Here is an 11,832-nt window from a genome sequence, read left to right as displayed (position 1 = left end):
GGCAGTGGTTTGCCTGCGGCTTCCTTCAGATTCCACCTCACGATGGACACCCTTGCCGTCCGGCTAACAGTTCCCCCTGCCCGGCCTGTAGAGGACTTCCTGTTTTCTCAGGTCACCTCCAAGTGGGTGCGCCCTGCCGGGCGCACTAAAAAAAGGCCGCCCTGCTCGGGCGGCCCCTGTGAGTGCCGTTTAGTAGAGACCGATACGCTGCCCGGCGCTATTTCTTTTCTTCTTCAGACGGAACGACGGCGATCGTTTTTACAACTGCGGCGAACGGAAGCGTTTTTTATTTTTCTAACATGATGATTGAATCCCCGTCCCCTGAAAGCGAAAGAACGGCCGTATCCGTTTTTTCCGGAATCTTTACCCGGATGGTGATGACCGCCGCGGCAAACGGCTTTCCGGGTTCGATTTCGAGCGCTTCTTTCGTCACGTCGAATACAGCGACCGCGCCGTCCTTGGTCGGATACGCGTCCCCGACGGCAAGCCCGCCGCAGTAATAGATGACCGGCCAGTCGTCGGATTCGGCCCTGTTGCCCTCGAACGTACATTCTTCGATCGTGAGATCCGACGCGAAAGCCTATACACCGCCGCCCTGCCTTGCTTCATTCGCACTGAAGGTACAGCCGCAAACGAATACTTCGGAATCTTCGATTCCGACCGCACCTCCGGCCCCGTAGGGCGCCCTGTTCGATTCGAAAACCGAACCGGTAATCCTGCTGTTTTCGCAGTTTTCGAGAAAGACGGCGCCGCCGTACATCTTGATTCGCCTTTTCATGGTGAGGGTTCCCCCGTAAGCGCCCGCTGCGATACGGATCGTGTCGCCTTCCGCCGCGGCGCCGAGCGCGCCGAAAATGGCACGGAACGGGTGCGCGAAGCTCCCGTCTTCAGGTACGACGGCGGATGAGTTGACGTACCATGTTCGCGCTGAAACGAAAAAAGAAAAAAACGATACGGCACATATCCCCGCGGGCATCTTTTACGCATAACAAAGCAAGAACGGTAACCGCCGGAGTGTTCCGGACGCAGCCGGCAAGACGGCGGTTAAATGAAAACCGGGAAGTGAAGCGGGACCGCACCGGCCGCTTCCCTTCCCGGCGATATCAGCAAAAGACTTTTTTACGAGAAACCTTATTCTAACAGAACGAATCGACCAACCCCACGTAGTACTGAGCGATCAGAAGTGCGTCGACGATGTTGACGGTGCCGTTGCAGTCGACATCCGCCCTGCCCGCATCGAAACTAGACGGGGCCAGGCCCACGTAGTATTGCGCGGTCAAAAGGGCGTCGACGATGTTGATTACGCCGTCGTCGTTCACGTCCCCGAGGTTCCCCTGAGGAACACTTTCAGAGTAAAGCTGGCTTTGGGGGATGATCTGCCTCGTAACCGAGTGCGCCGACCAGTAAAGCTGCACCGATGCTTCTCCCGAGCCTTCGAAATACTCGACCCTGATATCGTATTGCCGACCGGTCTGCATCGAAACGGTACCGCTTACCTCCGTATCCGCGCTCGCCGCGTGCTCCGTCCAGTCATTGATAATCTGCTGATTGTCGATCCAGACCCGCATTCCGTCGTCGGAGCGCGTTATGATCGTGTAGGTTTCGTTCGATCTCGCCTCGATTTTTCCCGTCCATCGTATGGAAAAATTATCCGAGGAGATAGAAGAATCCGGTGATCCCTGGACCCAGTCCATGTCGAGTGAGGGATCGATCCTCGTCAGCACCAGGTTCGTGAGGTCCGTTCCGGAAAAATATTCTCCGAGTAGACCGTTCCCGCTTCCCGGAACGGTGGTGGGAACCGGGGGCGATGTCGGTTCGACCGTCTGCTGGGGCGGTGTCGTCGGGTCGGGGGTGGACGGGGTGCCGCCGCCCGATACGATCGTGGTGATACTCGAGCCCGGCAGACTAACGCTGAAACTGCTTCCGGAAGCGGAAACGCTTCCCGAGGCGAGATTCTGCGAACTTGTTGTCGTATAGGTGGTCAGCCCCGATACCGAAAGCCCGCTCACGTTGAAGGTCACCGTGCTCGTCGACGAGTTCCGGTTGACCGCAACAACGACCAGATTCGAACCGTTTTTATATGCCGTCGTGTAAACATTCGAGGCCGGACTGGCCGTACAGGAAATTTTATTGGAACCCGGCCTGACATACCGCGCGTAATGGGCCATCACATACCCGGTCTTGGTGATCGTCCCGTCCTCTTCGATCGGTCCATAATATCGTTTGATGTACCACCAGACATACATGCTGTAGCCGGCGTTCATGCAGTCGTGGAGTTCCTTGGCCACATTCATGGATTTGTTCCAGTCATTGCCGTTGGTATTGGAATCCACATAGTGCTCGGTCATCCAGACTTCCATACCGGGATCGAAAGCTGAAGGTGAGGTGCCGTAGATATGTCCGGCGACATACTTCGTGTTCGACCTCGCGCCGGAATTACTCAGGTACTGGTTGATAAAGGACTGGCTCATGTTGTAGGGTTCCGGAGCAAAGATCGGCGCGCCGCAGTTTGCTCCCTGCGCGGCAACGAACGACGCCACGTCGGAAGCGGACATTTCCATCGATTCATAGTCGACCGTGATGTTCGGTTCGTTGATCGGACTGATGGCGTCCACCCCGCCGACAGCGCTGCAGAAATCCCTCAGGTGCGTCGCGTACGCCGCGTAGGAATCCGTTTTGAGATTCCCGCCCGTCGTATTATTGTTGGTTTTCATCGAAGCGGGGGCAGACCACGCCGAAGCGATAACCATGGCCCCGTTGGATTTAGCAGCGTCGATGCTTGCCTTATTGGACGCCCAGTCAGCACTGTTCGGAGAAACGCGGACGCGAAGCACGCTCAACCCGATACCCTCGGTAACCGAAAAAGCGAGTATTCTGTCCGCGGCGGTCATATCGTCTCTCCAGCCGATGATATTGGCCGCGCCGAATCCCCTGATGTATTGCTGAACCGTATTGGCGTTGATGGTCGCAGTCTGTGCCGCGGTATCGATAACGCAGCAGAGAAAAACAATCAACACGCTCACTACCGTAAATACCTGTTTTTTATACATGCGTACCTCCCTTTAATTTTATACAATACACTTTACGATAATGTCATTCGCTTTTTTGTTGTCAGTGTATCTGAGCATACCATTAACCGCTTTCATGAAACAATCGGGGAAAATAATATAGTTTGATAGGATGAAAGCCTATTGATTGATAAGTGAATCAGACTATACCTAAAGTGGCCGCAATGTAAAAAAGACCGTCGTTCCCCTGCCCTCGGTACTCTCGATCCAGACCTTGCCGCCGTGCTTCTGGATGATTTTATAGACGATACTCATTCCCATCCCGAAATGGTCCGTTCCGCTGTCACCCGCCTGCGCAAAGGCTTCGAACGCCCGTTCCCTGAAACCGTCCGGAATTCCCGGTCCCGTGTCCTTTACCCAGAAGGTGTTTTTCCGCGAACCGATTTCGATATACAGGTGCTTCACGTTTTTCGAATGTTCGAGACTGTTTTCGATGAGGTTGCTGAATACCTGCTGCACCCGGATCCTGTCGCACATATACACGCGCGTTTCCATGACCACGGTCACCGTCACCCCCTTCTCCTTTATCCTGTTGCGAAACTGCTCCACCACCGATTCGGCGATGTACTGCATGTCGACTTCCTGAATTTCGAGTTTTCCGGTCGCGATCCTTGAGGTATCCAGCAGCACCTTGACCAGATTGTTCATCATCCGAACATTCGCGTGAATCCTGTCCATACAGTGATCGGCGACTTCATCGTTCTCCTTGACGTGCTTTCCCCTGACGAGTTTCGCGAGAAACCCTTCGATCGAGACCAGCGGCGCGCGCAGGTCGTGGGAAAGGGCGTAGATGACGTGTTCGTACTCCTTGTTGAGGCGTTCGAGACGCACGGTCGTCTGATAAATATTTTCCACATTATAGGCGATCTCGATCGCCCCCAATAGCCTTCCGCCGGAGTCGGTGACCGGAAAGACGGTGATATTGAGATGGACGGGAACCTCCACGCCCTTCTGGATCGAAACATAATCCTCGTTTCGCTGTATTTCCAGAAGCTCCATCGCCTTGTGCGCGACACAGAACGGACAGCGCATGCCGTATTCCTCGAATACTTCGTAACATTTCATTCCGGGTCTGACATCCGGATTATTGTCCCGCTTTTCCCGGTTCATGAAGACGATGTTGTACTCGGTATCGATGAACATGACACCGGCCTCAAGCCCGTCGAGTATCATCTGCACGAGTTCCGGCGGATGCATAAATTGTTCCCGTATGCCGGCAATGTCTCTTTTACCCATGATCCTGTTACTTATGTCGTCAGGTCGCTGATAAGGGCCCAGTATTTGCCGAGGCCCTTCACCTTCTGGATGAAAATCTCATATTCGACCGGTTTTATGATATAATCATTCGTCCCGAGCCGGGCGCCCCTGTCGATATCCTCCCTGTTGCTCGTCGTCGTGAGCAGAATGATCGGGATGGTTTTCAGTTCGCTGTCTTTCTTGATCCTGTCCAGAATCTCGAAACCGTCGATCTTGGGAAGTTTCACGTCCAGAAGGATCAGGTCCGGCCGCGGAGACAGAACTGGATCGCTGTACGTGTTTCTCCGGTACAGGTAATCGATCGCAGCTTCCCCGTCCTTCACCACCTTGACCTGATTGACAAGTCCAACCTCCTTTAAAGCGTCGATGGTATGCTCAATATGATCTTCATTGTCTTCGATGAGAAGAATTGTATTGAGCTGTTTTAATTCCATGCGTATTACTCCTTACTCGCTTGTTTTTCTTTTTTATCGATATGACTGACAAGGTCGACGGGAAGGACGATATGAACGCACAGTCCCTGCATCGTTTTCCCGTTTTCCAGATACATTTCACCCCCGTGCCCCCTCACGATAATCCGCGCAAAAGAGAGCCCCATACCGCTGCCGGACACCTCCTTTTCTTTCAAACGTTCCATTGGCTTGAAAACGAGCTCCCGGTACCGTTTCTCGATACCGATTCCGTTGTCTTCGATATAGATATGGAACTCATCATTCATGGCGCTCGTTATTTTCGCTTCACCATGGAAATTGTCCACCGTATACTGAGCCGCGTTTTTCAACAGCTGATAAAAAAGCGTTTTCAGATGCTGCGGATCGCCATTGATGATAATCTTGCGCTCCGCTTCGCCGTAGGTACAGCTGAACTTTTTATCGATTTCCTCGTGAATGCGGTGAATGGACTGTTCGATAAGGTCATAGAAGTAGAGGTTTTTACGCGTCACCCCTTCCTGGTCGATGATGAGCATGGTCGTCACGTCCTCGATAAGCTGATGCATATCGGAAACATTCGCGGAAATACGATTCAGGCAATGGCGGCCGTAGTCGTCGATCGACTCGTAATACTTGCGCTGGAGTTTCGATACGAACCCAAGAATCGACCAGAGCGGCGTCTGAAGCTGATGGGTGGCCACGTCGATGAATTCGACGAGTGAATCGTTTCGCCGTTTCAGTATCTCCGCCTTCTCGCGCAACTGGTGCGTCAATTCGGATATATAGTCTTCGTAGTGCTGCGCGAGCATCACCTCGTTGTTGAGGATCATCTGCGACAGCCGCTCGAGGTATTCCATCCGCTTGTCGAACGCGTCAGGGTAGACGGAACGGAAAAGTTCCCGCGCCGTCGACATGAAGGACGCGTTGATGAGTTCGAGGGTCGAAAGCAGAAAACCGCGCTTGATCTTCTGCTGTATCAGGTCGACGAGGAAAAGATTCGAACGGTGAAACTCCTTTTTGATCATGTCCTCGATATAGACATCGAACAACTCGGAGAACTCCCCCTCTTCCAGCACCGTATCGGTGTCATTCTTGTTCGAAAAAATAACCTCGTCGACTTTCGCCTTCCATTTTCTGATGAACTCCGGCTTTTGCGATTTGAGAAAAGATTCAATTTTTTCCGTTTTTATATCCTTCATGCGATGATCCCCGGAATTTTCGATATCGGCAGTCTGATGGTAAAGGTCGTGCCTTTTCCGACCGTCGAATCGACCGATATCGTTCCTTTCATAAATGATATGAACTGATGGGCCAGGTAGAGCCCAAGGCCGGTCCCTTTTCCGACCGGCTTCGTTGTCTCGAAAATATCGAATATCTTCTGCTTCATCTCCTCCGGGATTCCGCATCCGTTGTCGGATATCGTGATCGTCACCCATTTTTTTTCCGACTTGAACGACTTCACCGTAATGAGCCCGTCCTGCGCGGGAAGGGCGTCGACCGCGTTATTGACGATATTGAGAATCGTCTGTTCGAGATGAATCGGCGAAAAAAAGATCACGGGCAGTTTATCGGCCAGTTGGAGTTCGATGACCGCGTTGCGCTTCTTCACCGTGTCATGAACGAGGTTGTAGACCGATTGAAGGACGCTGTTCACGTTTCCGAGCGATTCCACGGGGGTCTTCTGGTTGTTCGCGAAGGCGAGCAGGTGTTTGGTGAGCCAGGTGAGTTTCGCGAGGTGATTCTTCACGTCGTTCAGATGATCGATGACGACATGCTGATCGTCGGTCAGCTCGCCGAACCGGCTGCTGATATCCATTTCGAGCAGCAGAATGCCGGAAGAGATAGCGTTGATATAATTTTTTATCTGATGGGAAATCCCCACGGCGAGTTCGCCCAGGGCATTCATTTTATCGATCGCCTCGAGGCGCTTCAGGACAGAATCCTTTTTCGTTTCCTCCTCGATATTCCGCAGCACCAGCGCGAAACCGATATCATTGTTGAAGCTGTCCCGCAAGGCCTGGACATTGACGAGGGTCGGGAGTATCCGGTCGTTTATTTTGAGGTCGACCCGCAGATTATAGACATTGTGAAAAGCCGAAGCCTGTTCGAAAGCCTGGTTGAGCGATACCCTGTCCCGTTCCCTGCTCAGTATCGTGGTGATGTCCTTTCCCGTGATATCGTTTTTCTTGATGCCCATTTCCCGTTCGCAGCATGAGTTCATGGATTTGATCTTTCTGTTGCTGTCGAGCCGCATTGCCATGTCGAAATTTCCGGAGAGAAGCTGGCGGGATGTTTCCTGCATGACCTCGATAAGCCGCTCGAGTTGTTTGACAATGGCCACGTCCCTCCCGGTAACGAGAATCTCCCACCCTATCGCCCGCAGTTCATCCGAATACTTGAACTCGCAAATCAGTGTCTTTCGTTCGCCGTCGGAAGAGGGAAGAAAATCGATCTCGACATTCGGTTTTTCATAATTTCCGGCAAACTTTACAAAAGAAAGTTCCTGTTTCGAGAGATTACCGAGCATGTAGTGGTGGAGAAAATCCTGTATCCGCGCCCCGATAATCCCGGAGAGGTCTTTCCCCAGAAACTCCGCGAACTCATTGTCCGTATACACGATACGGTCCGATTTATCGACGGCGATCAGGATGATGTGTCCGTTCCTGATCTCGTCGATCGAAGGAAGCGTTTGCCGGGGTTCAGGCGGTTGCCCGTTTATTTCGGTAATCTGCTGTATCTCCTCCATCCCTTATCCCCTGTTCTTTCCCTTTTTCCGTTTATTCCTGTCATCGGCCAGATGACTGGCGCATTCATTCTCGAAGGCTTCGATGACCGATGTTATCTTTTTTACCTGGCCGATGATCTCCGAAACCGTTTTTTCGTGCGCCTTTCCGGTGTTGACGGCTATTTCACGCGATTTCTTCTCGATGACGGCCAGCGAATCGCTCAGCCGGCTTTTGAGATTCAGGATAAGATCGGACCGCGCCGAGAAGTTCTCCTGCTCCTTCACTTCTTCGACGACATCGTCGATTATCTTCTCGTATTCCTTGTTGAGTACGATTTCATTCACATCGATGATCCAGTTGATTTGTTCCATCAGGGTTGAGCCGAAATCGAAAAAATTCGAAAACTCCTTGATGAGAAGGCTGTGGACGATCTCCTTGAAGGTCATGTTCAACAACTCGAACCCTATAAGAAGCCGCTCCTTTTTTTCCTGTTGTTCGATATTCTTTTTGAACACGGCGAGCGTTTCGTTGAGTTGATCCTTCTCGATATCCGTTATAAAGGCCCGGTAGCAGAGGCGAAGCAGCTCGTCCGAAAGCCGAAGATCGTGCGACACATCGAAACGTTCCTCGCTCGAATGGATACTCTCTTTCCACCGGTCGATGAAATCGTCTTCGTGCTCACGGAGAAAGGACAGCGCGTTCTTTTTTACCTTTTTATAATCCGCCCTGTCCTTTCGCTGCACCAGGGTGCGCACGTTGCCGACGATCCGGTCGATATAGTTGTTGTCGAGCGTCTTTCGAATATAATCCTTGGCACCGATTTTCATGACCTTGACGGCGAGATCTTCGTTTCCATAGGCGGTGACCATAATAACCGGAAGGTACGGGTATTTCAGGGTTATTTCCCTCAGAATATCGAACCCTGAAAAATCCTTTTTGAGATTGTAATCGAGTACGACCAGATCGAAGCTGTGCTTTTCGAGCAGCTCCATGCAGCCTTCCCTGCTGTCCGTTCCCATGACCTCGTTTTCTTCCGAAAGCGCATCCGAAAGAAGTTCGAGATGGTCGATATTGTCCTCTGCAACAAGTACCCTTGTTTTCATCATCATAACCCGGTTTCCCGATAATAATCAAAAAGACTCACCTATTATGTTATATTGAAGCAGGTCAAATGTCAACACTCTTTGTTATGTGATGGAAACAATTCGCGGAAAACGCCTTTGACGTTCTTTTCTCGGCCGGATTCCGGCGCCCGGCGGATGAGAAAGCACGGTCCCGGCGCATCGGAGGTGAAAAAACTCATACGGGCGTCAAGAAAAACACAATTTTTCCCGTGTCTCTTTAAAATTCCAACGGTCTGTGGTATATTCTTTCATGGATACGGAAGGGAAAAACCATGAAAACAGTACTGATATTATCCGTTATCGGTTTGTTTTTCGTCTATCCGGCCCCTGCCCGCGCCGATTCACGCAAGGCAATGGAACCAAACGGGGCGGGCTACGAAGCGTATTGCCGGAAAGACTATGAGAAGGCCCTTGGATTTTTTCAAAAAGCCATGGAAGAAGACCCCGCCTCCGTCTATCCTTATCATAACGCGGCATGCGTGCTCGCGCTGACCTATACTTCTCATCGGTCTGAAAAAATTTCCGACATTATCGCGTATCTCGAAAAAACCCTGGAACTCGACAAAAGCAGGATAGAAAAGATTCTCGAAGACGGGGATCTTGATGCCGTCCGCAGCGAACCGGCGTTCATCGATTTCATGCTTTCGGGCCGCGGATTCAACGATGAGTTCTACTCGATGAGCGCAAGCGATTATTGTCCAAATTACGAGTTCGTTTTCACCGATACGGGCTTCGTCATGATGACCGTCCGGATTTCCGCCGATACCGAACGATGGACGAGAACGGGCCGCTATGCCCTGAGAGGCGGCGATATCATCCTCTACGTGGCCGGATACACGGACGTACAGCCAGTCGAACGATGTGTCTGGAACGAAGGCGGCATCACGCGCGAAGACGATTTTTTGTGGGGGAAAATGATCGACGGCCGGCCGGATCTCGAAGCGGAAGGTTTTCTGCTGAGTGATAGAGTATGTCCCTGCGTCCGATAGTCAGGGTATTCCTCGATATATCCAAGCCGGAAATCGTCTTGCTGCCAATAAATCATTCTTAACGTCTACGTAGCGACACTCGATCTTAACAAATAAATCATTTTCCTGCTAAAATGAATAGCAAATGGTAAAAAAACACCCGAATCCCATGTTATGTCTGAAATTGACACAATGTTTTTGGCTAAACCCCGGATGTTTGGCAAACAAATAGCACGTGAAGATACTTGAGGTCATTATTGATCCCTCACTATTGACAAAATCGTGTTTTTTGCCTTATAATGGCCCAAGGCAAAATAAAAAGCGGTACATTATATTTGTAATCCGTATATTTAAAATAAATTTTAATAAAAAGTATAGTGAAAAGAGGTAAGTAATGAAAGTCAAAAACATTATTATGTTGGGCTCGTTGTTTTTATGCACAGCCTTCGCCGTATGCGGGGCCGAACTGGGAGATGTGAATAACGATTCATCGATCAACATTGTCGACGCGCTTCTTATCGCCCAGTATGCCGTGGGGCTGGATCCGAACGGATTCGACCGGACCGTCGCCGATGTCGATGGAGACGGTTCCGTAACCATTGTCGACACCCTTCTTGTCGCCCGGTATTTCGTCGGGTTGATAACCTGGCCGCCCACTGTCGCGGGTACGGAAAATATCGTTAACGGTGATTTCGCCGACGGAACCACGCATTGGACCGCCGGTTATTATTCGCCCGGGGCGGGAAGTCTTTCGGTCGATAACGGCGAACTTCACATCGGTATAACCGACGGTGGTACCGAAACATGGAACGTTCAGATCAGCCAGGGGGGCATCAATATATTCAGCGGAACGGATTACACATTTACTTTCGATGCACGAAGCGTTTCACCGAGAACAATCGAAGCGAATGTCGGCATGTCCGAAGATCCGTATACCAGCTATTCCGCATCGGGTCCTTTGAGTTTATCGACGTCCATGACAACCTATTCATTCGACTTTACCGCTTCGGCGAACGATACCACGGCGCGGGTCGAGTTCAATTGCGGTCTCGACGCGAATGATGTCTATATCGACAATGTGAGTTTAATCGGGGGCTCCGGTCCGGAACCGCCCGAACAAACACTCATCGATTTCACCGACCCCATTCTCGAAGCGGCAATCCGGGAGCTAATCGATATACCTGAGGGACCGATCTACAATACCGATGTGTACACAATAGGCAGTATCGACCTGAGCCACCTGTATATCAACGATATAAATGGTCTGGAACATTTCAGCGGGTTGTCAAACCTGCTTCTCAATAATAACTGGTACCCGATCGATCTTGCACCCATAGAAAACCTGACCGATATGAGGAAACTCAATATCGCCACCAATCACCTGATCGATATCACTCCCATTGCGAACATGACCAATCTGACAAACCTCAATATTATCGTCAATCAGATTAGCGATATCACCCCGCTTGCGAACATGACCAAAATGACGGAACTTCTCTGTCACTTCAACGACATCGTCGATATTACCCCCCTTGCAAACCTTACGAATCTGACGTACCTAACCCTCAATGACAATCATATTATCGATATTACACCACTGGCAAACCTGACAAAGGTGACGTATCTCGACCTTTACAACAATCAGATATCCGACATCACGCCGCTTGCGAATCTCACCAATCTGTCGAAACTGAACCTTTGCGGTAACCCGATAAACGATATTACCGCTCTGGGATACCTGAAAAAGATGACAAAACTCGTTCTGAATGTCGGGACACTCGAGGATATCTCGCCGCTAGCAAACTGTACCAGCCTGACATCCCTGAACCTCAAAAACAACAATATAAGCGATATCACTCCCCTGGTGAATCTCGTTAACAATTTGAAGGTGCTTTCCCTTGTCGGCAATCCATTGGATGCCTCAGCAGAAGCCGTCATCAATTTAATGAGGGAAAACGGGGTACAGGTCGATATCAGGCAGGAATATTTCGATTCGTTGTAGAGAGTGAAGAAAGGAGCATATCCTTCCGGTTCGGTATCGAGACCGGAACAAGTCCGCCGGGAGGATATGCTTTTTGGATGAGTATGGAAAAGGATGAAAAAACCTAAACGTTATCCGCCGTAAAACAGAGGAAAAGGTGTATCGTTATTATTCTGATGTTTTTATTTCCGTAACCGTCAATTTCAACCCGTCAGGATTTTTATTCGGTAATCAGCTTCGGATCGATACGATGAGGAAGGAGATTTCTTAGCTGTTC

The 11,832-nt window shown here is 50.7% G+C and carries 10 protein-coding genes; 2 read left to right on the top strand and 8 right to left on the bottom strand.

Going from position 1 to position 11,832, the window contains the following annotated elements; translation table 11 throughout:
• Positions 1–286: 286 nt before the first annotated feature.
• The 8 genes from JW881_13190 to JW881_13155 form a co-directional block, all read right to left on the bottom strand.
• On the bottom strand, positions 287–433 hold the full coding sequence (locus tag JW881_13190; GenBank protein MBN1698463.1) for a hypothetical protein: 147 nt from the start codon (positions 431–433) through the stop codon (positions 287–289).
• 147 nt (positions 434–580) lie between these two features.
• Positions 581–976 (bottom strand): hypothetical protein, encoded by a 396-nt coding sequence (locus JW881_13185; GenBank protein ID MBN1698462.1) that lies wholly within the window; start codon positions 974–976, stop codon positions 581–583.
• Positions 977–1,136: 160 nt separating this feature from the next.
• Positions 1,137–3,050 carry a hypothetical protein gene (locus JW881_13180; GenBank protein ID MBN1698461.1) on the bottom strand — a complete coding sequence of 638 codons (1,914 nt, stop codon included), beginning with the start codon at positions 3,048–3,050 and terminating at the stop codon, positions 1,137–1,139.
• Positions 3,051–3,218: 168 nt separating this feature from the next.
• A complete protein-coding gene (locus JW881_13175) occupies positions 3,219–4,304 on the bottom strand; it encodes a HAMP domain-containing histidine kinase (protein MBN1698460.1) in 1,086 nt (361 codons plus the stop codon).
• A gap of 11 nt (positions 4,305–4,315) precedes the next feature.
• Entirely contained in the window at positions 4,316–4,759 is a 444-nt protein-coding gene (locus JW881_13170; protein MBN1698459.1) for a response regulator, read from the bottom strand.
• 5 nt (positions 4,760–4,764) lie between these two features.
• Complete coding sequence (locus JW881_13165) at positions 4,765–5,955, bottom strand: HAMP domain-containing histidine kinase (GenBank protein MBN1698458.1); 1,191 nt, start codon at positions 5,953–5,955, stop codon at positions 4,765–4,767.
• Positions 5,952–7,502: a PAS domain-containing protein gene (locus JW881_13160; protein MBN1698457.1), complete on the bottom strand. Its 1,551-nt coding sequence runs from the start codon at positions 7,500–7,502 to the stop codon at positions 5,952–5,954. Before JW881_13160 ends, JW881_13165 begins: the two co-directional genes overlap by 4 nt.
• Before the next feature lie 3 nt (positions 7,503–7,505).
• Positions 7,506–8,591, bottom strand: a complete 1,086-nt coding sequence (locus JW881_13155; protein MBN1698456.1) for a response regulator — start codon at positions 8,589–8,591, stop codon at positions 7,506–7,508.
• A 287-nt stretch (positions 8,592–8,878) separates the two neighbouring features.
• Between JW881_13155 and JW881_13150 the strand changes: the two genes are divergently transcribed.
• Both JW881_13150 and JW881_13145 read left to right on the top strand, forming a co-directional pair.
• The gene (locus JW881_13150; GenBank protein ID MBN1698455.1) at positions 8,879–9,595 is read left to right on the top strand and encodes a tetratricopeptide repeat protein; all 717 of its coding nucleotides are present in this window, start codon (positions 8,879–8,881) and stop codon (positions 9,593–9,595) included.
• A 373-nt stretch (positions 9,596–9,968) separates the two neighbouring features.
• The gene (locus tag JW881_13145; GenBank protein ID MBN1698454.1) at positions 9,969–11,576 is read left to right on the top strand and encodes a leucine-rich repeat domain-containing protein; all 1,608 of its coding nucleotides are present in this window, start codon (positions 9,969–9,971) and stop codon (positions 11,574–11,576) included.
• Positions 11,577–11,832 lie beyond the last annotated feature (256 nt).

It is taken from the genome of Spirochaetales bacterium, assembly GCA_016930085.1.
Lineage (GTDB): Bacteria > Spirochaetota > Spirochaetia > SZUA-6 > JAFGRV01 > JAFGHO01.
Note: the sequence above shows the minus strand (reverse complement) of the source record. Positions and strands in the feature narration are given on the sequence as shown.